The organism is Pseudomonas sp. Au-Pse12 (assembly GCF_021341665.1).
Taxonomy (GTDB): domain Bacteria; phylum Pseudomonadota; class Gammaproteobacteria; order Pseudomonadales; family Pseudomonadaceae; genus Aquipseudomonas.
The window spans coordinates 19,944-42,961 of the sequence record NZ_JAJTTH010000003.1 but is presented as its reverse complement, the minus strand read 5'-3'; the positions used below and the strand labels follow the sequence as shown (position 1 = coordinate 42,961).

Genomic DNA, 23,018 nt, shown 5'->3' with positions numbered 1-23,018 from the left:
GGCTTTGTCGTTTCAGACAGTTCAAGGACCGGAACCATGGCAGAACAGCTTTACTGGCACGACATCGAAGACACCCTGGGCAACTGGAGTGGCCTCGGCGTCGAGGTCGGACCGGGCGCCACGGATAAACCGCCGCTGTACCTGCGCACCGGTGCCAATGCCCGGATCAAGCTGATGCACCACGACACACCGTTGTTCTGGGCCACCCTGGCCCGCGACTACGGCGGCGTCTGGCTGGTGCGCAACCCGCTGGCCGAGGGGGCCGAATGCCGGTTGCTGGCACCCATCGACTCACCCACGGTCGAACAGCACGCGGCGCTGGCGCCCGAGCGGCGGATCAAGGCCTGGAGCCGCTATTTCGTCAGCCGCCTGAGTGCAAGTGCCCGGCACTTTCTCACCCCCGGTTACTGGCTGGCCCAGGGCCTGCTGCCGGAGCCGGCCAGCACCGCACGCGGCCTGGATAACTGGCGCTTTTGCTCGCACGACGACGCCCTGACCCACCTGCCCAACTGGCGACTGTATGGCGAGGATTTTCTCGACAACCTGCAACCCCAGGCCCTGGAATGGATCGACTGGTGGCACGGCGGCGGCAAGCTCATCGGCCTGCACCGCGTCGACCCCCAGGCCGGGCGCCTGAAGTGGTGGCGCAAGAAGGCCCGGGAGGGCAGCCTGCCGCCGGTGCTGCTGTGGTACGTCGGCGGGCTGGCGTCCTATGTGGTGATCGACGGCCATTACCGTTTGCAGGCAGCGCTGGCGGAGAATCTTGCGCCGTCGTTCATCGTCCTCAGCGCCACCCGAGTGCGCGACTTCGCGCCGAGCCTGGAACACCAGCAGCGGGTCATGGACTCATTGCGCAAGCGCGGCGACGCAGTGCCGCGCAACCCGGCCCTGAGCACCGACCACCTCAACCGGGTGCTGATCCAGGCCTTCGACGACCGGCCGCAGTACCGCAGTGCCACCCAGGCCTGGGCTGGCCACGAGCCGGAATCGCAGTGGTGCGACGAAGTGCGCCAGTGCCTGGGCGGGCAGGGGCTGGCTGATGAGGTGGAGGCGGTCATCGCCCGGCGAGGGTAAGGCGCTGGCCGCGCGCTCGCAGGCGCCGGCAAACCATTTGCTATAGTCGCGCCCGCTCGCCGCCGGGCCGGTCATTGATTAGGGATTAGGGACAATCGTGGAACAGATTTTCTGGCGTGACATCGAGGACTTGGCCGGCCACTGGAACGGCCTCGGCGTGGACGTCAAACGCCCGGCCAGCGGCAAGCCCAACCTCTGCCTGCTCAGCGGCAACAACAAGCGCATGCAGTTGGTGCTGGGGGAGCAGACCCTGCTCTGGGGCACCATGTCGCGCTGCCTCTACGGCGTGTGGCTGGTGCGCAATCAGCTGCCGGAACAACTGCCGCAAACCCTGGTCGGCCCTATCGATTCCCCTCGGGTGGAACAACAGGCGCGCCTCGATCCGGCCCAGCGCCTCAAGGCCTGGAGCCGCTTCTTCGTCGAGCAACTGATGCAGCACCAGCCGGACTTCTTCTACCCCGGCTACTGGCTGGTGCGGGCCCTGCGCCCGGAGTCCCAGAAACCCCTGCGGCCGCTGCTCAGCGGCAGCGAGGCCTGGTATTTCAAGGGCGGCGAAGACGCCCAGAGCCACATGCCGCAGTGGGCGATCTACGGCCGCAACATCCTCGACAACCAACAGCCCGGCCCGGCGCGCTGGGTCGAGTTGTACGAGGGTGGCGGGGCGGTGGTCGGCCTGCATGCCGTGGACCCGCATTCCGGGCGCTTGAAATGGTGGCGCAAAAAAGCCCGCGAAGGCAGCTTGCCGCCGATCCTGCTGTGGTACGTCAGTGGCCTGAACAGCCACCTGATCCTCGATGGCCATTACCGCCTGCAGGCGGCCATCGATGAAAACCTGCCGCCGGAGTTCCTGGTGCTCAGCTCGCCGCGGCTGCGTCGCTATCGCCCCAACCCGCAAGAACAGCAGAAAGTGCTGGGGGCGCTGCAAGTGCAGGTCCAGCGCAACAAACTGGACACCGGACGCTTCAACCAGTTGCTGATCAGCACCTTCGATGATCGGCCGTATCACGGCTTCGGCAGCCAGTCGTGGGCGGGGATTGCTTCAGAGCAGGAGTGGATCAAGCAGGTCAGCGGCATCCTCGAGGCGCGCGGTGACCTGAGCCACCTCGAAGAAATCCTCGACCGCGAGGGGCCGGAAGAATAAACCGCCGCAAGCCGCAAGCCGCAAGCCGCAAGCTTGGAGCTTGTCGCTTGAGCGGTGTTTAGTCGCTTTCTTTTGTAAGGCATTTCCGAGAAACTGCGGACCGCTTGAATGCGCCGGGTGGGCGGGCTAGGGTTCCGGAGCCATCGCCCAATCGATGGCTCGGATGTGCAAGTCCGACTGTTACCAGACGCATAAGCGCTCAGTCATGCCTGAGCGATTTCATGTTCGCCGTGTTATGGCGGCCGTGCGCGGGAGATCTTCGGATCTGCCGGGGTTCTGGTAACTCGGTCTTGCACACCCGCGTACGGCTGCCACCTTATTCGTGTGCAAGCGAACGGTGTCAGCTCCTTGTCATTACCAGGAGTTTGACCATGAAAAAGCTCGTCCCCGATCCGCCCACGTCCTATCGCGATCCCGCCCTCAAGGCTGCCAACACCACCCTGCGTGTGGCCCTGGCCCAGCAACCGTTGGATCCCGCGCTGTTCCAGCTCACGACCCAGTCCAACCCCGTTTCCCCCGACTCGCTATTCAGCGTGCGCCCCGGCATCAACGCCGAAGAGGCCCTGGTGCATGTGGCGCTGCTGCTCAAGTGCGCCGAGGAGGTCTGTGATGAAATCACCCAGCAGGGCAGCGGCCTGGAGCGCGGGCTGATCTGGTCCATGGTGCATTCGGTGGAGATGGCCCGGGCGGTGGTCGAAGCCTTGCTCGACAACCCACGCGTGCCGCGCGAGCGCTAACCGCCAGCGAGCTACGCGAGTTCGCCGAAGGGCGTACCCGTGTAGTTCGCCGGCTTTCGAGCCCGCCGGGTTCGGCGGTCTGGCTCGATGGGCGCCTGAGTGCTGCGGTCGCTCCGGGGCTTGAGGCGCTCAGGGCCTGAGCCGGGCGCTGCCGGGGCGCAGGTTGCCATCGTCGTCGACTCGGGTGAATTCGACCACGGCCCCGTTGTGGGTGAAGCGCTCAGGTTGCGTGAGCGGCAGGGCTTGTTCGGCAAAGGGCGCAATCATGGTGCCTGGCACGGCCTGGCGGGTGGCGCCCTGTTTCAGTTGGATTTCACTGAGGGTGGCGAAATAGGGCGTCGGGTTTTCGATGCGCAGCAGGGGCCCGCTCGGGCTGTTGTCCAGGTGGAAGCGCAACTGTTGGTTGAGGCTGTCCGGGCTGCCGGGCAGGTGCTCGGGGCGCATCAGTACTTTCATCTGCGTGCGCAGGGTCACGGTCAGGCGGGTGCTGTCCGGTGGCTGCGCTGCGCTGGTGCGTGGGGGGATTTCGTAGAGGTTGAGCCAGAACAGCGATTCGCGGTCGTTGGGCAGTGCTTCGCCGGTGTAGATCAACCGCAGGTTGCGCTGCTCGCCCGGCTCCATGTGGAAAATGGCCGGCAGCGGGAGGATCGGCGCCTGGGCCATGTCCGGTGTCGAACCGGGCTCGCCGTCATCGACCCAGGTTTGTACCACCACCGGGTAGGGGTTCTGGTTCATCACCTGCAGGGCGCTTTCGCTGGCGGGGAGGGAAAACACCACCCGGGTCTTTTCCGCCGTGACTCCGGCGCGGGTATCGGCCATGGCCAACAGCAGGCACAGGCCAAGGAGTTGTCGCGCACGCCGGGGGTTACTGGACACGGATGATCACCTGGGCGGTGGCGTCTATCTGTCCGGGCGTGACGGTCTGGCCCGCGAGTTTTTCCAGGGTGGCGCTGAAGGTTTCGCGGTAGCGCTTGATCCCGCCCTGGGTATCGAGCAGCACCGAGGCCGGCCCTTGTGCGGGGTACCAGCCACCGGCGTTGTTGCTGCCGGTGTTCAGGTGGGTCAGCAGCCGTATGTCCTGATGGTTGCGCTGGATGCGGATGCCCACGCCCGAGGCGATGCCGGGACTGCCGTACTGGTCGGAGAGCAGGTGGGAAGCGCCACCGTTGCTCACCAGCCCAAGCTGGTTGGCCGCGGCCAGGCTCCCGGCCGAGACCAGGATGCCCATGGCCGTGGCGTTGCTGGTCACGCCGGAGACGGCCGCCGCTTCGCACTTGAACTCGATGTCGAAGGGCAACTGGCGGGTGCCCCCGGCGTTCAGTTCGGGGATCGAGATCGTGGGAAAGGTCACCACCGGGGTGACGTTGTTCACCGCGCAGGTGGCGGAGCGACGAATGCTGACTTTGCCGTAGAGGCCAATGGTGCCAGGCCAGTAGTCGGGCCAGCCCGGCCAGCTGTTGAGGTGGTTGGTGCCGGCGACCGGGCCACTGATGCCGGGGCCGGTGAAGGCGATGTAGGCGTTGGGTTGGGTGTAGCCGTAGACCCCCAGGGTGGTGTTGCCGATGCCGTTGGGCACGGCGACGCGATACAGCTCGGTGCGTATCCGGCTCAGGTTCTTGGCCTTGACCAGCAGGAAGCCGCGCGAGTCGACATCCAGGCCGGTGAGGCTGCGGGCTTTCCAGATGTTGCTGAACACCTCGCCGGTTTCCAGGTTGGTGAGGCGGCTGACCACGTCTTTCCAGGCCGTGGCAAAACCGCCGGATACGCCGATGCTGGTGCCGTATTCGTAGTTCTGGTGGCCGCTGTAGGCGTTGTCGCCGTTGGTCGAGTACATCTCGAAGAGTTTGCCGGCATCTTCGGGGGCGCAGCGGTAGAACACCGTGTCCGGGTTGTCCTCGACGTTGTTTCCATACTCCATGAACGTGGCGATTCCCGAGGCCAGCAGGGTGCCGGGTGGCTGGAATTCGGGGCTGGTGACGTTGATCACGTTGGGCAGGCCCAGCGAGCCATTGCAGGTGTCACAGCTGTACATCCGTCGTGCCGAGCCTTCGCCCGGGCGAATCTCATAGAGGTTGGTGGTGTTGGCGGTGCCCACCCGGGTCACCCAGTAACATTGCGCCCGAGCGGTTTCGCTCAGCGCCAGCATGAGCACCGAGCAGAGTATCCAGGCCAGGGCATGCCGACGGGCTCGGCGTGTGCAGACAGGGGGCATGACAGTCGTACCTTTCATGGGGCGGGGCCTTGCTGGCAGGTGGCGTTGAGGCGAATCAAGGCTTGTTCGGCGGCGCTGTCGGTGAGCGCGTAACGCAGCTCGCAGCCCTGGTCCGGGGCATCGCCCCACGTGACGCGCAGCGCGCCCTGGCGGTTTGCCACCCGGGCATAGATCTGGCTGGCCTGGCCGACCATGCCGATGACGGTGCCCTGCTCGTCGGTGACGTTGGCGCCCAGTGGCAGTGGTTCGCCGTTGGCGTGGCGGGCCTTGATCAGCAGCGCATGGCCGACCAGGGTGCGGAACTGCACCTTGACCGCCGCGCCGGCATAAGGCGCCACGCGGCGCTGGTTGTCTTGCAGTTCGGCGTTGCGGTTGAGGCCGGTGGAGTTCAGGCCGACGTCGTTGTAGCGGTAGGCGCTCAACGACGGAATCAGTGCATAGCCGTCCGGGTTGATCTTCGCGCCCTGGCCGTTGCGCACTTCGGCGCCACTGGCACCCTTGGCTTCGATCAGGCCGAAGGTGTCGCTCAGGTACGGGCCCAGGGTCAGGCCGTCGCTGTGCAGCACCGCCGCGCCCCGGGCGTTGGCGCTGGCCTGCCAGTAGTTCTGGCCTTGGGCGAAGTTGCCGCCCAGGGTCGCCAGCGGGCGCCGTTGCTGCAGGCTGCCGCCCCAGGCGGTGACCTTGTCTTGATCGTTGTGCGAGGCATCCACGCCGTAGCTGAGGTTCTGCGCCTCGTCGAGGGTGCCGCTGAGGCTGGATTGATAGGTGTTGCCCCCCGTGGAGTTATGGGTGACCGAGCTGAACAGGTAGGGCGAATTCGGGCTTGAACCCAGCGGCATGGACAGGCTGAGCATCACCATGTTGCTGCGGTTGCTGGTGCTGCGGTTGTAGACGTACTGCGGCTGCTGGTCGTCGTTGAGCAGTTGGGTGCGCCGGGACTCCTGGCGGCTGACCGAAAGGCTGTAGCTGAGTTGTTGCCAGTGGTGGGAATACCCGAGCTGCAGTTGGGTGTCCCGGCTGCTGTCGCTGTAGTAGTCGCTGGTGGAGGCGGACAGGTAGAACTGGCCGAAGTCCCCCAGTGACTGGCTGATGTTGGCCGTCAGCTGGGTGCGCTGCTGGTAGCTTCCCGAGCGCCAGGTGGTGTTGTTCCTGGCGCTTTCGCGCACCCCGAGGACATCGCTGAGGTCACGATAGCCCTGGGTCGAGTAGCGGTAGCCGGCCAGCGAGACGGTGGTCGAGGTGGGCAGGAAGGTTTTGCTGTAGGTGCTTTGCAGGCGCCAGCCGGTGTTGCGCTGCTGGTGTTCGGTGCGGGCGCTGGAAAAGGTGCTGTTGAGGCCGAAGGCACCGTAGGCGGTGGCCAGCACGCCACCGCCCAGCAGCGCCAGGTAGTCGTCCGCCACGCGCACGCCGCTGTTCAATGTCAGGTTGTTGTCCAGGCCGCGCTGGTAGGTGAAGTCGGCAAACAGGTCGTTGTCGCCGACGTAGCGCGCCTGTCCCAGGGTCGCGTTGTAACGCGAGAGGCCGGGGCGCATGGAATCCGGCACGGCCGTGAAAGGCACGGTAAAGGTCCAGAGGCGACCGTCGGCCTCGAGCACTTCGACTTCCAGGTCGCCCTGGTAACTGGTGCCGTAGAGGTCGTCGATGATAAACGCGCCCGGCGCGACGCTGGTTTCGTAGATCGTGCGGCCACTCTGCTTGACCTGCACCCGCGCGTGGGTTTCGGCGATGCCGCGGACCTGGGGCGCATAGCCACGCAGGGATTCGGCTTGCATGCGCTCGTCGGTGCCCAACTGCACCCCGCGAAACGCCATGCTGGCGAACAGGTCGCCGGCGGTGAAGCTTTCGCCCAGGGTCATTTCGCTGTCGAGGGCCGGCAGGGCCCGTTGCGCATAGGTGCGTACGTTGCTCCAGTCCGTTCGCGGCGCGCCGCTGCTGCTGTAACGCGCGCTGGACTGTTGCCGCAGACGCCACAGCCCGAGGTTGATCCCGGAGTTGAGGCCCAGGTAGGCGTTGTCGGTGTTGCTGCCGCGACCGCCGGAGTGTGCCGAATGGTAGTAGTGGGTGTTGTAGTTGAAGAACGCCATGCGAGTGCCGGCGTCCCAGTCGCTGGGGGCGACGTGGTTGCGCGGCACCTGGGTCATCAGGCTCTGGGCGATCGACAGGTCCAGGCGCAGGCGTGACAGGTCGAAGCGGCTGCTGGCGATGCCGTCCAGGCGTTGCGACAGCGGTGCGCAGTTCGCCTCGGTTGCCCGGGAGCCGTTCACGCCAGCCTGGGGATTGAGGCTGCTGGGCTTGAGCCCGGCGTCGAGGAGGAACTGGTCGCTCAGGCATGGCGAGACATCGGCGGCGTCGACCGATTGAAAGTCGACCATGGCGCGCGTCACGAAGGTGTTGTTCAGGTAGATGTCGACCTGGTAACGGCCCGGTTCGATGGCGTTGGCCCGGTTGAAGCGCGACAGGCTGGCGGTTGCCCGAGTGCCGAGGGTCAGCGCGTCATCGAAGCGGTAGTCCGCTGCCGGCTGTGGTGCGTCGGGCCGAGCCGTGGCGGGCAGGCAGCAAGCCGCCAGCAGCGCCGCCAGGCAGGTGCGCTTGAGGCGCCCGCGCGGGACCGGAGCGTTCATCTCAACGCGTGGCCTCATACTCGCGCAGGTCCTGTCCGCCAAAGTCGTTCACCAGCGCCGCGCTGATGCGCAGCGGGCCGCTGGGCAGGGGGCCAGCCTTGAGCATGCGCCATTGGCTTGTGCTGAACGGCGCGAGCATTTCGGTTTTGAAGCCGAGCGCCTGTTTTCCCGCCAGTACCTGCCCTGCCACCAGCGTGGCGAAGTAGCCGCTGGGGTTGCGTGCGGTGATCAGCCAATCCTGGCCTTGCTGAGTGATCTGGAAACTCAGTTGCGCGGCGATGTCGCCGGGCGCTCCTGCGATCCGGCTGGGGCGGTAGAACAGCTTCAGGCGGTTGCGCAGGGTTAACTGCAAACGGTTCTGCTCGTCGTAATCCTTGGCTTTGGGCGGTATCTGCAGGGTGTTCAGGTAAAACACCGACTCGCGATCCTGTGGCAGGTTGTCGGCGGTCAGCATGATGCGCACGGTCTGCCCGGATCGGGGCTCCATACGGAAGATCGGCGGCGTGATGATGAAGGGCGCGTCGGCGTTTTCCGGATCGGACTGGGGGTTATCGATGTCTGCCCAGACCTGGATCAGGTTGGGATGGGCATCGGCGTTGCTCAGTTGCAGGCTGATTTCCCGGGCCTCGGCCGGATAAACAAGGCGCGTTGCCTGCACGATCACACTGGCCGATGCAGGCAGCATCAAGGCGCACAGACTGAGCACCGAGCCCTGCAGGAAGCGCCTTGCGAGGGTATTGAAAAAACGCGTTGCTGCTGTCATGACGTTGGCCTGATTCAAGTGTCGACAGCAATGCGTGCGGGCTCGGGACAGGTGTTTTATTGAGCGCGGGCCTGGCGAAGTATTGACGGTCGGGGGGCTGGCTGGGTTTGTTCGATGGGGCTTTTTAGTCTGCTGTTGCCATCAATAAGAGGTGGGCTCTGATTGATGGCATTTGCATTTTTGGTTCTGGTGGTTGTTTCGGGAAAGTTGCTTTTTCCGATTATGGGTAGCTGATCGAGTACTGTAAGGAACCGGCCACGCTACCCACACTGGCAAGCCCGGTGGCGTAGTAGCGAACGAAGTAGTCACGTTCTGCCGTGGTGCTGTTGGCAGGCAAGGTAATGCCGTCGGCGGCGACTTGAGAGGTCCAGTTGTTGAGGTTCAGGATGGTGCCGTTAGACAAGCTTGAAACCACCAACTCAACGTTGCCGGCGGTGCCGGAGTTGATGAGGTGGCCCGCGGCATTGACATTGTTGCCTACAAAACCGACTTTCAATTCCTTGGCGCTGGTATCACTGGGGCAGTCTGAAACACCGATGGTAAAGTTGGTTTCTCCAGCGGTAGCGCCGAGTGTGGCCAGTTCCGAGGCCGCCACGCTGGGCAGCACGACCAGCGCGGTTGCGCTGTTGTTGACGGTGACCGAGCAGGTCGAGGTGTCGACGCGCCCCTGGAACTTGATGGTGTTGGAAGCCATGGCCAGGCCAGGCGCACTGATAATGCCGAGGGCAAGTAAAACGCTCTTGAAGTTCATCTGACGGTCTATTCCCTGAGAAAGAGTAGGCTGGGTTAATGGCGTGGTTATGTAAGCGAATACCGGCAAATCAATGCCCGCGCTTTATAAGCTCATGATTTGATTTTTCATGTTTCTGCAAAGTTATTTCGGCGATAGCAACTTGCAGGGTTATATCGGCGCGATTAGCGGGTGGTTCTGTTACATGGCCACTGTAAAGTTGGTTGCATCTTGAAGTTGGATCTTAACAAGCCGTCGCTAATGGCGGTTTGAGAATATTCCTAAAGTTAAAATAAATAAGGTCAGCCCTATAGACGGCTTGTCTTGAGCAACTCTCAAGAACCGCGTTGCCGGCGGGTAATGCGTGGCGCTTGCATGGGGTTGCGGGAAGGGGCGGGGGACATGTTTTGACCGATTTTGCCGGTCTGCGTCGATTGACGAGCTTGTTCGCGCGGAACAATCTGTCGGACCTTTTTCGTTGGCCCATACAGGAGCTACCCCATGCCTTTCGCCACCCTCGATGGACAACCGTTGCACTACCTTGACCAGGGCCAGGGGCCGGTGGTGTTCCTGGCCGGCAGTTACTTGTGGGACACGAGCATGTGGGCGCCGCAGATCGAGGCGTTGTCGGCGCAGTACCGGGTGATCGCCGTGGACCTGTGGGGCCATGGCCAGTCCGGGGCGCTGCCGGCAGGCACCGCGTCACTGGACGATGTGGCGCGGCAGATGCTGGCCTTGCTCGACCATTTGCAGATCGAGCGCGTCACGCTGGTGGGCTTGTCGGTGGGCGGCATGTGGGGCGCGCGGCTGGCCCTGGCGGCGCCGCAGCGCATCAACGGCCTGGTGCTGATGGACACTTACCTGGGGGCTGAGCCTGCGCCGACCCGGCAGTATTACTTTTCCCTGTTCCAGCAGATCGAGGACAGCGGCCTGATCGCCGAGCCGCTGCTGGATATCGTGGTGCCGATCTTCTTCCGTCCGGGTATCGATCGGCAGTCGGCGTTGTATCAGGATTTTCGTGCCAGCCTCGCGGCGCTGCCGGCCGAGCGCCTGCGCCAGAGCGTGATCCCCATGGGGCGCATCACCTTCAGCCGGGCGGATGTGCTGGATCAGCTGCAGCACCTGGATGGGGCGAACACCTTGCTGCTGTGCGGTGATCAGGACCAGCCGCGACCGCCGGCGGAAACGATCGAGATGGCCGAGCGCATTGGCTGCCCGTATCAGCTGGTGCCCGAGGCGGGGCATATCTCCAGCCTTGAAAACCCGCCGTTCGTGACCCGGGCGTTGTTGGACTTCCTGGCGGCGCGTCATTCGCATTAACCCGCCAAGGGCTGGCGCTGGCGGGGGGCTTTTGTGGCGAGGGAGCTTGCTCCCGTTGGGGCGCGCAGCGCCCCCGACCATGCTATATGCGGTGCACCTGGTTAAACACGGTGGCAGGTTTTACGACCGCTACGCGGCCGAGCGGGAGCAAGCTCCCTCGCCACATAGGGGGCTTATTTGGGGCCGAGAATCTGCGTCAGCTTGCCCGGGGCCGGGGCACCCTGCTGCTGTTGCAGGTCGCCCTTGGCGTCGAGGTAGAAGATCGCCGGGGTCGCCGACAGTTCCAGTTCTTCCATCAGCTTCATGTTGGCGTCGAGCTTGGCTTGCACCGCCGCAGGAATGCTCGCCAGGGGTTTCAGGGCGCTGCCCTTGCCAGCCTTTTCATGCTCCTGCAGGGCTTGCTGCGGGTCCTTGGCGGCGAGCAGGGCGGCGGATTTGCCAGGGCTGTCTTCGCGGATGATGCCCACCAGGATGTGCCGCAATTGCACCTTGCCGGCGTTCACCCAGGGCCGCGCCTGTTCCCAGAACATGTTGCAGTAGGGACAGTTGGGGTCGCTGAACAGGTAGACGATGCGCGGTGCATCGGCCTTGCCGTCGGCGATCCAGTTGCTCTTTTCCAGGTTGCCCCAGACTTCCTTGGCCATCGGTGCGTAGACCAGTTTCTGCAACGGTTCGGCGCTCAGGTCCTTGCCGTCGGCGTCGTACAGGTTGCCCAGCAGCACGTGCTTGCCGTCAGGGGTGAGGTACAGGGTCATGCCGCGGTTCTGGTACTGCGCAGCGTAGCCCTTGAGGCCATCCGGGGCATCGAAGCTGCCGATGATCTTGGCGCCTTTTTCCTCGATCTTGCGGATCGGCGCGGGCAGTTCTTCGGCCTGCAACAGCGGCACGTTGAGCAACGCGGCGCCCAAAGACAGGCTCAGCAGGTGGCGGATGAAGGGCATGGCAGTTTCCTTGAGGGAGCGACCGAAGTCGGGTGGGCGCCGTCGAAGTTTTCCAGGGCCCGGGCCAGGCTGGCTTCCGAGAGTTCCCCCAGGTGGCTGCCCAGCAGGCGGCCATCGGCGCTATAGAACAGCGTAGTCGGCAGGGCCATGGAGCCCACGGCCTGGCCCAGGCGGCCACTGCCGTCGAACAGCACGTTGTCCAGGTTCAGGTCCTGGGTGGCCAGGAAGGTGGCGACGCTTTGCATGCTTTCGGCCTGGTTGACGAACAGGAAGGTCAGGTCCGGGCGTTGCTGCTGGGCTTTTTCCAGCACCGGCATTTCTCGCCGGCACGGTGGGCACCAGGTGGCCCAGAGGTTGATCACCAGCGGCCCGCCCTGGTAGTCGGTGAGTTGCACGGTGTCGCCGGCAGCATTGCGCAAGGCCACTTCCGGCAGGCGCGTGCCCTGGTCGTAGAGGCTCAGGGACAGGCTGGCCAGCAGCCAGAAGGCCAGGCCGCTGGCCACCCCGGCGCCCAGTGGGCGGCGCAGCGCCGGGCGTTTCCAGCCCCAGGCCAGGGCCGCCAGGAGCATGACGATCACCCCCGGCCAGGCGAGGAAGCCGCCATCGCGCAGGTCGATGATCATCCACGGATCGTGCTGGTAGTGCTTCCAGTAGGCGAGCACGAAGCTGACCCGGGCGACCAGCATGCCCAGCAGAAACAGTGAGAACAGCACCGACTCGGGGTTGTCACCGCCACGCTTGGCCACCCGCCAGCCCACCAGGGTGGCCAGGGCCAGGGCGCTGATCAGCAGCAGGTGGTTGAGGGCGATGGCAAAGGTGCCGATGGTAAAGGTCAGCATCAACGGGCTTCCCGGGTCTGGGTCCAGCGTTGCAGGAAGGTGTTGGCGTCCACTTCACCGGTGATGCGCTGGCTGCGGCGTTCGCTGCCGTCCGGGCCGATCCACAGCATGCTCGGTGGCCCCGGCACTTTGTAGCGGCCCAGGAGTTCGCGGCCGTCGGCGTTGTCCAGGGTCACGTCCAGGCGCAGCAGGCGCACGTCTTTCAGGGCGTCCTGGACCTGAGGCTGGCCGAACACGGTTTTCTCCATGATCTTGCAGGACACGCACCAGTCGGCGTAGTAGTCCAGCAGCACCCACTGGCCCTGGGCCTGGGCGCTGTCCAGGGCGCTTTGCAGTTCGGCGGGGGACTTCACGGTGGTGAAGGCATCGTGGGCCGTGGTGCTGCCGGCCACGCTGCCACCGCTGTAGACCTTCAGCGGTCGCCACAGGTCATCGCTGCCACCGGCGGCGCCTACCAGCAGCACGCTGCCCCACAGGCCGAACAGCACGGCGGCGGCGCCGAACAGGTGCAGCAGGCGCCCGGCAATGGCGCGTTGCTGCCAGGCGCAGTAGGCGAGTACCAGGGCCAGGGCGCCCCACAGGCCGATCCACAGGTTGCTGCTGAGCACCGGGCGCAGCATGTAGATAGCGGTGCCGAGGAACAGGAAGCCGAACACGCCCTTGAGCAGGTTCATCCATGGCCCGGGCTTGGGCAGGAAGCGGTTGCCCACGGTCACCAGCAGCAACAGTGGCAGGCCGATGCCCAGGCCCAGGGCGAACAGCGCCAGACCGCCGAACAGGGCATTGCCGGTCTGGGCGATGTACAGCAGGCCACCGGCCAGGGGCGCGGTCATGCACGGGCCCACCAGCAGCGCGGACAGCGCGCCGAGGACGCCGCAGCCGATCAGGCTGCCGCCCTGGCGCTGGCGGCTGGCGCCTTCCAGGCGGTCACGCAGTACGGCGGGCATTTGCAATTCAAAGAAGCCGAACATCGGCAGCGACAGCAGCACGAACAGCGCGGCGAAGCAGCCCAGCACCCAGGGCTGTTGCAGCCAGGCCTGCAGGTTGCTGCCCAGCAGGGCGGCGATCACCCCCATGCCGGCATACACCAGGGCCATGCACAGCACGTAGCTTGAAGCCAGGGCCAGGCCGCGGCGCGGGCTGGCGCCGCTGCCGACCACCATGCCAGCGAGAATCGGCAGCATTGGCAGCGAGCAGGGGGCGAAGGCCAGCAGCAGGCCAAAGCCGAAGAACGCCAGCAGGCCCAGGCCCCAGGATTTCTGTTGCAGCTCATTGGCCAGCTGTTGATCCTGGGCCGCGCCGTTGACGGTTGCGGCGGTGTTGCTGGCGGCCACTGCCGGCGCGCCGCCCAGGTTGACTTCCAGGGTTTGCGGCGGGTAGCACAGGCCGGCGTCGGCGCAGCCTTGCCAGCCCAGCTTGACCTTGCCGCTGGCGGTTGCCGGCAGCTTCACTTCCAGGCCCTGGCGATACACCGTCTGTTCGCCGAAGAACTCGTCGCTGTGGTGTTCGCCGTCCGGCAGTGGCGGCTGATGGTCCTGGGCCAGGCCGTCGAACTTCAGGCGTTTCTGGTACAGGTAGTAGCCGTCGGCAATCTGCCAGAACAGCTGGGTTTCCCCGGAAGGCAGGCGTTCGGAGGTGAAGTTGAAGGCTTTATCCACCGGCAGGAAGTCGGGCTTGACCTCGAACGGGTTGTTGCCGGCGTGCGCCAGTGTGGTGAACAGCATGAACAACAGGATGAACAATCGACGCATGGTCAAGCCTTAAACCGGTGCAAGATGCGAGCACAATGGCCGGTCCTGATTAACCGATGATTAACCCAGCCTGGCTTGTGGCCAGTGAGCGGCAGGCATAATGTCCGCTTAATCCGCCGCCTGCTTAATCAACGCCTTTGTTACAGGACCGACCATGCACGTACTTGTCTGTGAAGATGATGAGCTGATTGCCAGCGGGATAGTCGCCGGCCTCACGGCCCAGGGCCTGACGGTCGAGCATGTGGCCACCGCTTCGGCAGCGCGGGCCATGCTCGGCGTGGCCGATTTCGACGTGATGGTACTGGATCTTGGCCTGCCGGATGAAGACGGTTTGAAACTGCTCAAGCAGCAGCGCCAGCAGGGCCTGGAGATTCCGGTGCTGATCCTCACCGCCCGCGACTCGGTGACCGACCGGGTCGACGGCCTGCAGGCCGGTGCCGACGATTACCTGCTCAAGCCTTTCGACCTGCGTGAACTGGCCGCGCGCCTGCACACCCTGCTGCGCCGGGTGGCGGGGCGCAGCGTCAACCTGATCGAGCACGGGCGCCTGACCTACGACCCCAGCACCCGGGAAACCCTGCTCGGCGGCCAGCCGGTGGACTTGTCGCGGCGCGAGCAATCGCTGCTCCAGGCGCTGCTGCACAACCGCGGCCGGGTGCTCTCCAGCGAGCAGCTCAAGGACAGCGTCTATGGCTTCAACGATGAGCTGGAGAGCAACGCCCTGAATGTGCACATCCACCACCTGCGGCGCAAACTCGGCAATGGCATCGTCGAAACCGTGCGTGGCCTGGGCTATCGCCTGGGCCCGGCCGACGGCGAGGAGAACCCGTAAGTGAGGAGCCTGCGCCTGCGCCTGAGCATGACCCTCGGCGCCGCCTTCATCCTGATCTGGGCCCTGGCGGCGGCCTGGATGCTCAGCGACCTGCGCAACCAGATGATGTTTTCCCTGGACCAGCGCCTGGTCGCCTCGGCGCGCATGGTCGCCGGGTTGCTGGAGCAGATGCCGGCGCTGCCGTCGCATGGCCCGAGCAACCAGATCAACAGCGCGGCGCTGACCATTCCCGGGGGCATGGCCTGCCAGGTCAGCTCGCTGCGCGGGCAGATCCTGGCCCGCAGCCACAGCACGCCCGAGCATCCCCTTGAAGCCGAGAAACTGGGTTTTCACGACCAGATGATCGACGGCGCGCCCTGGCGCACCTTTACCCTGGTGCGCGGCGACATGCGCATCACCACCGCCGACCGCCAGGTGGAGCGCGAGGCGTTGAACCTGTCGGTGCTGCTCGCCGCTTCGGTGCCGGTGGGCGTGGCCTTGCTCGGTTGCCTGTGGCTGCTGTGGCTGGGCATCGGCCAGAGCCTGGCGCCGTTGAACCGGATACGCGATGCCCTGATGCGCCGCAGCGCCGACTCCCTGGAGCCGTTGCAGATCCAGCCCATGCCCAGCGAATTGCGGCCGTTGCTGGAAACCCAGAACCAGCTGTTCCAGCGCATCGCCAAGACCATCGAGCGCGAGCGCCGGCTCACCGGCGATGCCGCCCACGAGTTGCGCAGCCCGCTGACCGCGATCAAGACCCACCTGCAGGTGGCGCGCATGACCGAAGGCGCGGCCCACGATCAAGCCCTGGCCCGGGCCGAGGAAGGCGCCGACCGCATGCACCGGACCCTGGAGCAATTGCTCTTGCTGGCCCGGGTCGAGGGCAGCCTGTCGTTCGATGACGGCGTGCACTGCAACGCCGAGCAGGTGGCGCGCCTGGCGATTCAGGACGCAGCCGTGGGCGCCCGTAGCCGGGTCAAGGTGCACCTGGAGGGCAAGGCCGGCGAAGCCCCGGTGGCAATGCCCTCGACCTTGGCCATCGCCGCCTTGCGCAACCTGCTGGACAACGCCCTGCGCCATACGCCGGAAGAGTGCCCGGTGGAATTGAACCTGGAGATTGTCGCCGGTCGCCTGCGCTTCCAGGTGCGTGACCATGGCCCGGGCATTCCCCCACAAGATTTGCAGCACCTGACCCAGCGCTTCTGGCGGGACAGCCAGAGCAGCGGCTGCGGCCTGGGCCTGGCGATTGTCCAGGCCATCGTCCAGCGCTGCGGCTGCGAGCTGAACTTCGACAGCCGTCCCGACGGCCTGCGGGTCGAGCTGACCCTGCCTGCCCACCCCGCCTGAACCATCACCGCCCCCTGTAGGCGCCGGCTTGCCAGCGAAGAGGTCCGAAAGATCGCTTTCGCCAGCAAGCGGGCTCCTACGGGGCGATAGGTGCAATTTCCTCGCCTTGGGGTGTAAATCCCGACCTCGCTGGTGCGTTTCCAGAACAGGAAAACCTGTCAGTGCGCACCCGCGCTTGGGCGGCGCATCCGGCCGGTGGCCGTTTTGCACAAATTGCAGCGCGAGGGTTCGAGACATGTCAGCCGTTACCAGCCTTATCGATGCTTCGCCGGTGGGCCTTGCCGCCACCCCGGTGGAGGCGCTTTACCAGTTCGACGAGTCGCCCCTGCTGGCCCGTCAAAGCCGTCAGGAATCCAATGCCCGCAGTTATCCACGGCGCATTCCCCTGGCACTCAAGCGGGCCAGTGGCATTCACGTCGAGGACGTCGAGGGTCGGCGTTTCATCGATTGCCTGGCCGGTGCCGGGACTCTGGCCCTGGGCCACAACCACCCGGTGGTGATCGCCGCGATCCAGCAGGTGCTGGCCGATGAATTGCCGTTGTTGACCCTGGACCTGACCACCCCGGTCAAGGATCAGTTCGTCCAGGACCTGTTCGGCCTGTTGCCCGAGGCCCTGGCCGCCGAGGCCAGGATCCAGTTCTGCGGGCCCACCGGCACCGACGCCGTGGAAGCCGCGCTGAAACTGGTGCGCACCGCCACCGGGCGCAGCACCGTGCTGTCGTTCCAGGGCGGCTACCACGGCATGAGCCAGGGCGCGCTGAGCCTGATGGGCAGCCTGGGGCCCAAGCGCGCCTTGGCCGGTTTGCTGAACAATGGCGTGCAGTTCCTGCCGTTCCCTTATGACTACCGCTGCCCGTTCGGGCTCGGTGGCGCCGAGGGGGTCAAGGTCAACCTGCATTACCTGGAAAACCTGCTGAACGATCCGGAAGCCGGTGTGGCGTTGCCGGCGGCGGTGATCGTCGAGGCGGTGCAGGGCGAGGGCGGGGTGATCCCGGCGGACCTGGACTGGCTGCGAGGCGTGCGGCGCATCACCGAGCAGGCCGGGGTGGCGCTGATCGTCGATGAAATCCAGAGCGGCTTCGGGCGCACCGGCAAGATGTTCGCCTTCGAGCACGCCGGGATCATTCCCGATGTGGTGGTGATGTCCAAGGCCATCGGCGGCAGCCTGCCGCTGGCGGTGATGGTTTATCGCGACTGGCTCGACACCTGGCAGCCGGGGGCTCACGCCGGCACCTTCCGCGGCAATCAGATGGCCATGGCCACCGGTTCCGCAGTGATGCGCTACCTCAAGGAGCAGCGTGTGCCCGAGCATGCCGCGGCCATGGGCGAGCGCTTGCGCGAGCATTTGCTGATCCTGCAACGCGACTTCCCGCAACTGGGCGACATCCGTGGCCGTGGCCTGATGCTGGGCGTCGAGTTGGTGGACCCGACGGGTGCGCCGGACGCCCAGGGCCACCCGCCGCAACATGCGCGGCTGGCGCCGCTGGTGCAGCGTGAATGCCTCAAGCGTGGCCTGATCCTTGAGCTGGGCGGGCGTCATGGCGCCGTGGTGCGCTTCCTGCCGCCTTTGGTGATTACGGCGGCGCAGATCGATCAGGTGGCGGAGATCTTCAGCAAGGCGGTCGCGGCGGCGGTGGCCAGCCTCTAATTTTTTGCAGCCTTGATCCGTTCTTTCTACACAACCGCCGCGCGTGGAGCGCGGCGAACCTTATCAGTGATGGAGACAAGCAATGACTTCAGTATTCGACCGTGAGGACATCCTGTTCCAGGTGGTGGTCAACCATGAAGAGCAGTACTCGATCTGGCCCGACTACAAGGCCGTGCCGCAAGGCTGGCGCACCGTGGGCAAGAGCGGTTTCAAAAAGGAGTGCCTGGCCTACATCGAAGAAGTCTGGACCGACATGCGGCCCTTGAGCCTGCGCCAGAAGATGGACCAGCAGGCCGTGGCCGGCTGATCTGCAAGGCCTGTAGCCGCTGCTGAGCCACGGCGAAGCTGCGCCAAGGGCCGCAGGCCCTTCAGCGTTCTCAAGAGCGGCGCCTCCTTCGGAGCCGTTCGCAGCCTGCGGCAGCGGCTACAAAGGCGCTGGCGTCTTGAGCTTGACGGGTTTTTCATGCCCGGCGATCAGGCGCTGCGCTTGACGGCCTGCAGGGTGTAGCTCAGCGGCAGGCGCCATGGCGCTTGCTTGAGCCGCCACTCACCGTGCTCGTCCATTTCCATCTGCCCGGGCAGGGCCTCCCAGGGAATGCTCTGGTGTTCCACCAGCCCGGTGATTTCCAGGCCCTGGGCCAGCAAGGCGCTGATGATTTCCCCCAGGCCGTGGTTCCATTCGTGGGTCACCGTGGCCTTGAGGGCGCTGTCGGTTTGCACGTAGGTGTTTTCGTCCTCCCAGACCAGGGGCTCGCTGCGTTCGAAGTAGGGGTATTCCACCCGTAGCGAGTCGCTGTGGTCTTCATTGAGGGCCCAGAGCATCGGGTGCCCTTCGCGGATGAACAGCCGGCCACCGGGCTTGAGCAAGGCACCGACGGTCTGTGCCCAGCGCTCGATGCTCGGCAGCCAGCACAGCGCGCCGATGCCGGTGTAGACCAGATCGAAACTGCCCTTGGGCAGCACCTCGGCGGCCAGGAACACGTCGGACTCGTGGTAGTCGATAGGCGCATTGCAGCGTTGGGCCAGGGTCCGGGCTTCAGCCAGGGACGCCGAGGAGAAATCCACGCCGCTCATCTGTGCGCCGAGGCGGGCCAGGGACAAGGTGTCGGTGCCGATATGGCACTGCAGATGCACGCCACGCAGGCCCTGGATGTCGCCCAGCAGGGGGCGGTCGAATTGCACGACTTCGGAGAGAAACTGCGGGTCGTCGACGAAGCGCTGCACCGCGTAGTCTTCCGAGGCCGCGTGCAAGGGCGCGCGTTCGTCCCAATTGGTCTTGTTGAGTTTCAGGTATTCGCTCATGGCGTGGGTGTCCTGTCTGGGCATTTTTGCGATGCGCAGACTAGCACCGGGAAATGGCCGTCATCTTGAGCAAATATGTAAGCGACCCCTGATGCCGGCTGTAGCCGCTGCTGAGCCATGGCGAAGCTGCGCAAAGGTCCTGGCTATCGCCCGCCGAACGCCGCGTCCCTGCGGGCCGTTCGCAGCCTGCGGCAGCGGCTACAAGGCCAGGGCCTGGGTGACTTGCTGCAGGTTGCCTTCCAGTTCCTTCAACGGGTCGTCGCTGTCGGTTTCCAGTACCAGCAACTGGCTGCCACCGGCGCTGATGGCCGCCTTCAGTGCATCGGATGGCTGGCGATGGTGCAGGACCAGGGCCACGTCGTTGTCCTTGAGCCGGGCTTGCAGCTTCTGCAGCGCTTCGGGCGTCCATTCGTTGTCGGCGCGGGCGTCGACTTCCACCAGTTCCAGGTTCAGGCCGCTGACCAGATAGCCGAAATGCTCGGAAAGACTCAGCACGCTGAGGTTGTCGGCCTCGGCCAGGCGCGCTTCGCTGGCGGCGCTGAGTTTCAGCAGGCGCTGCTTGAGCCCTGCCAGGTTGCTTTCGATCTGCGGTTTGGCTTCGGGCGCCAGGCGTGCGAGGTCCGCCGCCAGCACGTCGGCCATGCGCCCCAGGTTGTTGCTGGACAGCCAGGGCTGGGCATTCAGCCCATCGCGCTGGCCCGGTTGCAGGGCCACCCCGGGCAGGGCGCCGTCCACCGGGCGCGCGGCATCGATCTCGACGATGCGGATGTTGCTGCGCCGCGCGTTGGGGTACAGCGGATCGTCCGGCCAGATCGAGCGCAGGCCGATCACCGCGTCGGCCTGCAGCGCCAGCTTGCTCAGGGCCGGGGCGCCGCGCCCGGTGAAATAGGCGGTCTGCCGCGAGCCGGGGAGGTTGGCCGGGGCCGCTCGCTCCAGCTTGATGGGGGTGCCTTGCAGCAGGATCTGCCCGAGGCCGAAGGTCACCGGCAGCGAGGCCAGCACCGTCAGCGGTTGTTGCGCGGTGGCGCTGTGCAGCGCGGTGTTGCCCATGCCGTGGCTGGCCACCACGCGCATCGGTTCGAAGTGGTCGCGCTCGGCCAGGGCCGGGCCGCTGATCAGGCCGCCGAGGGCCAGGGCCAGGCTCAGGCGACGCCATGACGAGTGAGGCAATGAACTGTGCATTTATCCGATATTCCCTTTCAGGCTGGGCACGGTGCCGCGGGCGATGGCGGCCAGGGCGAAGGCCACGCCGGCCACCAGGATGATTGCCGCGCCGGAAGGCACCGGCAGGTCGAAGACGATGGGCAGCAAGATGCCGCACAGGGTGCTGACGGTGGCGATGCTCACCGAGATCCAGAAGAAGCCCTTGAGCGACTGGCTCAGCAGGCGCGCCGCGGCGGCTGGAATCACCAGCAGCGCACCCACCAGGATGGCGCCGATGACCTTGACCGCGGCCACGGTGATCAGGGTCACCAGGATCACGAACAGGTAGTCCAGGGATTTCACCGCCACCCCGCGCACCGCCGCCAGCTGCGGGTTGAAGCTGGCCAGCATGATGCGGTTGTACAGCGGCAGGCTCAGGCCCAGCACCAGGGCGCCGACGATCAGCAGCACCAAGAGGTCGTTGCCGTTGACCGTGAGCACCGAGCCGAACAGCACGTTTTCCAGGATGTGCACGTTGATCTTGCCGGCCAGGATCAGCAGCAGGCTGGCGCCCAGGGCCAGGGACACCGAGAGGAACACCCCGATCAGCGTGTCCGGGGCCAGCCCGGTGCGGTTGCGCAGGTAGTTGAGGAGGATGCCGAACAGCAGGCAGTAGCCGAACAGGCTGCCGTAGGGGCCGGTGTAGGGTTCGCCCAGCAGGATGCCGATGGCCACCCCGGTCAGCGCCGCGTGGCCCACCGCCTCGGAGAAGAAGGCGAAGCGCTTGACCACCACCAGGGTGCCCAGGCCACCGAGCACCGGCCCGATCAGCAGGCCGGCCAGCAGCGCATTGACCACGAACCCGTAGGCCAGGGCTTCGGGCAGGTAGCCGGACGAGGCCCAGCCCTGGACCATCAGGCGAAAAGCTTCATAGCTCATCAGGCGGTACTCCTCAGACAACGGCAGCGCCGGCACGTGGATGGGTGGAGAACAGGCTGAGCAGGCGCTCCGGGGTCAGGGTCTGTTGCGCCGGGCCGTCGAACAGCACCCGGCGGTTGAGGCCGGTGACCCGGTCCGCCAGGCGGCCCACGGCTTCCAGGTCGTGCTCGATCCACAGCAGGGTGATGCCGCTCTGGCGCCAGTCGTGGAGCAGGCGCTCGAAGACCTGGATCCCGGCCTCGTCCAGGGCCGACATCGGTTCGTCCAGTACCAGCAGTTGCGGGGCCGGAATCAGGCCCTGGGCCAGCAGTACCCGCTGGCGTTCACCGCCGGACAGCGCGCCCATGCGCCGCTTGCGCTTGTCCTGCATGCCGACCCGTTCCAGGGCCTCGCCAATCGCCTGGGCGTAGTGCCGGCTGAGGCCGAGGAAGGCCGGGCGGCGCTGGCACATGGCGGCCATGAAGTCGTCGACGGTCATCGGCAGGCCACGGTCGAACTCCAGGGCCTGGGGCACGTAGCCGATGGTGCCGGGAGCACCGGGCCATTGCAGGCGCAACTGGCCCTGGTGCGGCATTTGCCCCAGCAGGGTCTTGATCAGCGAACTCTTGCCGCCGCCGTTGGGGCCCACCAGTGCGTGCACGCTGCCGGGCTGCACCTGGAAGGTCACGCGGTCGAGGATGGTGGTGCGGCCCAGGGTCAGCCCGACCTGGTCGAACTCGACGGCCGGACCGCGCAGCAGGGTTTCGATGGCGGTCATGCGCCGGCCTCCTGGATGGCCCGTACCACGGTGTCGAGGTTGCCCTGCATTTCCTTCTCGTACTTGTCGGCGCTGTAGTCGCCGTAGGAAATGTGCGACAGCGGGTAGAGCTTGACCCCGGATTCGCGCTGGATGGTTTCGACGTAGGTGGAGGGGAAGTCCATCTCCGAGAAGATCACCTTGACGTCCAGCTCGCGCAGTTGGTCGATGGTCTTCTTCAACTGGCTGGGGCTGGGCTCGATGCCGTGGGCCGGTTCCACCACCGCGGTGACTTGCAGGCCGAACTCGCGCAGCAGGTAGTCGTAGGCGGCGTGCACCGTGGCCACTCGCAGGTCGGCGTTGGGCGCCTGGGTCAGCTTGGCCAGGGCGTCGGCGCGCAACTGGCGCAGGCGCTTGCCGTAGGCCCGGGCGTTCTGGGTGTAGGTCTTGGCGTTGGCCGGGTCCAGCTTGCCCAGCTCGCGGGCGATGTTGTTGACCTGGGCGATGGAAGCACTGATGGAGAGGAAGGTGTGCGGGTTGACCACCTTGCCGGCGCCACGGGCGGCGACCCCGGTGGCGGCCAGCAGCGGCACGTTCTCGTTGGCTTCGATCAGCGGGATGTCCGGGCGCTCGCTGGCGGCGATCATGCGGTCGGCGAAGTCATCGTGGCCCACGCCATTGAGGACGATCACGTCCAGGCCGCCGATGCGCTTGATGTCCTCGGCCCGAGGCTCGTAGGCGTGGGGGTTGAAACCGGCGGGAATCAGCGGCACCACCTCGGCCTTGTCGCCGACGATGTTCGCCACGTAGCTGTAGTAAGGGTGCAGGGTGATGCCGATGCGCAGGCGTTTGGCCGGGTCGGCGCTGACCAGCGGGCTGAGCGTCAGGGCCAGCAGGCTGATCAGCAGCCCCCGCAGAAAGGGGCGGCGTTGCGATGAAATGGGCATGGGCAAGCGTTCTTCT

Annotated in this window: 21 protein-coding genes; 8 read left to right on the top strand and 13 right to left on the bottom strand. The window is 65.7% G+C overall.

Annotated features, from left to right (window positions below; all coding sequences use genetic code 11):
• The first annotated feature begins 36 nt into the window (after positions 1-36).
• The 3 genes from LXM55_RS08545 to LXM55_RS08535 all read left to right on the top strand — a co-directional run bounded on the left by LXM55_RS08545 (position 37) and on the right by LXM55_RS08535 (position 2,952).
• Positions 37-1,074, top strand: a complete 1,038-nt coding sequence (locus tag LXM55_RS08545; RefSeq protein WP_233319999.1) for a hypothetical protein — start codon at positions 37-39, stop codon at positions 1,072-1,074.
• 97 nt (positions 1,075-1,171) lie between these two features.
• Complete coding sequence (locus LXM55_RS08540) at positions 1,172-2,215, top strand: hypothetical protein (RefSeq protein ID WP_233319998.1); 1,044 nt, start codon at positions 1,172-1,174, stop codon at positions 2,213-2,215.
• A gap of 371 nt (positions 2,216-2,586) precedes the next feature.
• Positions 2,587-2,952, top strand: a complete 366-nt coding sequence (locus tag LXM55_RS08535) for a DUF6124 family protein (protein ID WP_233319997.1) — start codon at positions 2,587-2,589, stop codon at positions 2,950-2,952.
• A gap of 129 nt (positions 2,953-3,081) precedes the next feature.
• Here the strand turns inward: LXM55_RS08535 and LXM55_RS08530 are convergent, their stop codons facing one another.
• From LXM55_RS08530 to LXM55_RS08510, 5 genes are all read right to left on the bottom strand, one after another.
• Positions 3,082-3,828 carry a fimbrial biogenesis chaperone gene (locus LXM55_RS08530; RefSeq protein ID WP_233319996.1) on the bottom strand — a complete coding sequence of 249 codons (747 nt, stop codon included), beginning with the start codon at positions 3,826-3,828 and terminating at the stop codon, positions 3,082-3,084.
• Positions 3,818-5,164: a fimbrial protein gene (locus LXM55_RS08525; protein WP_233319995.1), complete on the bottom strand. Its 1,347-nt coding sequence runs from the start codon at positions 5,162-5,164 to the stop codon at positions 3,818-3,820. The genes LXM55_RS08530 and LXM55_RS08525 overlap by 11 nt, the downstream gene beginning before the upstream one ends.
• Positions 5,165-5,178: 14 nt before the next feature.
• Positions 5,179-7,785, bottom strand: a complete 2,607-nt coding sequence (locus LXM55_RS08520) for a fimbria/pilus outer membrane usher protein (RefSeq protein WP_233319994.1) — start codon at positions 7,783-7,785, stop codon at positions 5,179-5,181.
• 1 nt (position 7,786) lies between these two features.
• Positions 7,787-8,548: a fimbrial biogenesis chaperone gene (locus tag LXM55_RS08515; protein ID WP_233319993.1), complete on the bottom strand. Its 762-nt coding sequence runs from the start codon at positions 8,546-8,548 to the stop codon at positions 7,787-7,789.
• A 220-nt stretch (positions 8,549-8,768) separates the two neighbouring features.
• A complete protein-coding gene (locus LXM55_RS08510; protein WP_233319992.1) occupies positions 8,769-9,299 on the bottom strand; it encodes a fimbrial protein in 531 nt (176 codons plus the stop codon).
• Positions 9,300-9,779: 480 nt separating this feature from the next.
• Here LXM55_RS08510 and LXM55_RS08505 point away from each other — a divergent pair, with 480 nt between their 5' ends.
• Positions 9,780-10,598 (top strand): alpha/beta fold hydrolase, encoded by an 819-nt coding sequence (locus LXM55_RS08505; RefSeq protein ID WP_233319991.1) that lies wholly within the window; start codon positions 9,780-9,782, stop codon positions 10,596-10,598.
• Positions 10,599-10,771: 173 nt separating this feature from the next.
• Here the strand turns inward: LXM55_RS08505 and dsbG are convergent, their stop codons facing one another.
• The 3 genes from dsbG to dsbD are packed head-to-tail and all read right to left on the bottom strand — an operon-like array spanning position 10,772 to position 14,129.
• Positions 10,772-11,539, bottom strand: a complete 768-nt coding sequence (dsbG, locus tag LXM55_RS08500; protein WP_233319990.1) for a thiol:disulfide interchange protein DsbG — start codon at positions 11,537-11,539, stop codon at positions 10,772-10,774.
• A complete protein-coding gene (locus tag LXM55_RS08495; RefSeq protein WP_233319989.1) occupies positions 11,515-12,378 on the bottom strand; it encodes a TlpA disulfide reductase family protein in 864 nt (287 codons plus the stop codon). The genes dsbG and LXM55_RS08495 overlap by 25 nt, the downstream gene beginning before the upstream one ends.
• Positions 12,378-14,129, bottom strand: coding sequence for a protein-disulfide reductase DsbD (gene dsbD / locus LXM55_RS08490; protein WP_233319988.1), 1,752 nt, complete (start codon positions 14,127-14,129; stop codon positions 12,378-12,380). The genes LXM55_RS08495 and dsbD overlap by 1 nt, the downstream gene beginning before the upstream one ends.
• Before the next feature lie 154 nt (positions 14,130-14,283).
• Between dsbD and LXM55_RS08485 the strand changes: the two genes are divergently transcribed.
• The 4 genes from LXM55_RS08485 (at position 14,284) to LXM55_RS08470 (ending at position 18,242) form a co-directional block, all read left to right on the top strand.
• Positions 14,284-14,961, top strand: a complete 678-nt coding sequence (locus LXM55_RS08485; RefSeq protein WP_041119327.1) for a response regulator — start codon at positions 14,284-14,286, stop codon at positions 14,959-14,961.
• Entirely contained in the window at positions 14,962-16,287 is a 1,326-nt protein-coding gene (locus tag LXM55_RS08480; RefSeq protein WP_233319987.1) for an ATP-binding protein, read from the top strand.
• Positions 16,288-16,522: 235 nt separating this feature from the next.
• Complete coding sequence (locus LXM55_RS08475) at positions 16,523-17,935, top strand: aspartate aminotransferase family protein (RefSeq protein WP_233319986.1); 1,413 nt, start codon at positions 16,523-16,525, stop codon at positions 17,933-17,935.
• Between the two features lie 82 nt (positions 17,936-18,017).
• Positions 18,018-18,242 carry an MbtH family protein gene (locus tag LXM55_RS08470; protein WP_016965112.1) on the top strand — a complete coding sequence of 75 codons (225 nt, stop codon included), beginning with the start codon at positions 18,018-18,020 and terminating at the stop codon, positions 18,240-18,242.
• Between the two features lie 167 nt (positions 18,243-18,409).
• On the opposite strand, the gene LXM55_RS08465 is transcribed toward LXM55_RS08470, so the two are convergent.
• From LXM55_RS08465 to LXM55_RS08445, 5 genes are all read right to left on the bottom strand, one after another.
• Positions 18,410-19,237: a class I SAM-dependent methyltransferase gene (locus LXM55_RS08465; protein ID WP_233319985.1), complete on the bottom strand. Its 828-nt coding sequence runs from the start codon at positions 19,235-19,237 to the stop codon at positions 18,410-18,412.
• A gap of 198 nt (positions 19,238-19,435) precedes the next feature.
• On the bottom strand, positions 19,436-20,419 hold the full coding sequence (locus LXM55_RS08460; RefSeq protein ID WP_233319984.1) for a metal ABC transporter solute-binding protein, Zn/Mn family: 984 nt from the start codon (positions 20,417-20,419) through the stop codon (positions 19,436-19,438).
• A complete protein-coding gene (locus LXM55_RS08455; protein WP_233319983.1) occupies positions 20,420-21,319 on the bottom strand; it encodes a metal ABC transporter permease in 900 nt (299 codons plus the stop codon).
• 13 nt (positions 21,320-21,332) lie between these two features.
• On the bottom strand, positions 21,333-22,076 hold the full coding sequence (locus tag LXM55_RS08450) for a metal ABC transporter ATP-binding protein (protein ID WP_233319982.1): 744 nt from the start codon (positions 22,074-22,076) through the stop codon (positions 21,333-21,335).
• Positions 22,073-23,002 (bottom strand): metal ABC transporter substrate-binding protein, encoded by a 930-nt coding sequence (locus LXM55_RS08445; protein ID WP_233319981.1) that lies wholly within the window; start codon positions 23,000-23,002, stop codon positions 22,073-22,075. The genes LXM55_RS08450 and LXM55_RS08445 overlap by 4 nt, the downstream gene beginning before the upstream one ends.
• Between the last annotated feature and the right edge of the window lie 16 nt (positions 23,003-23,018).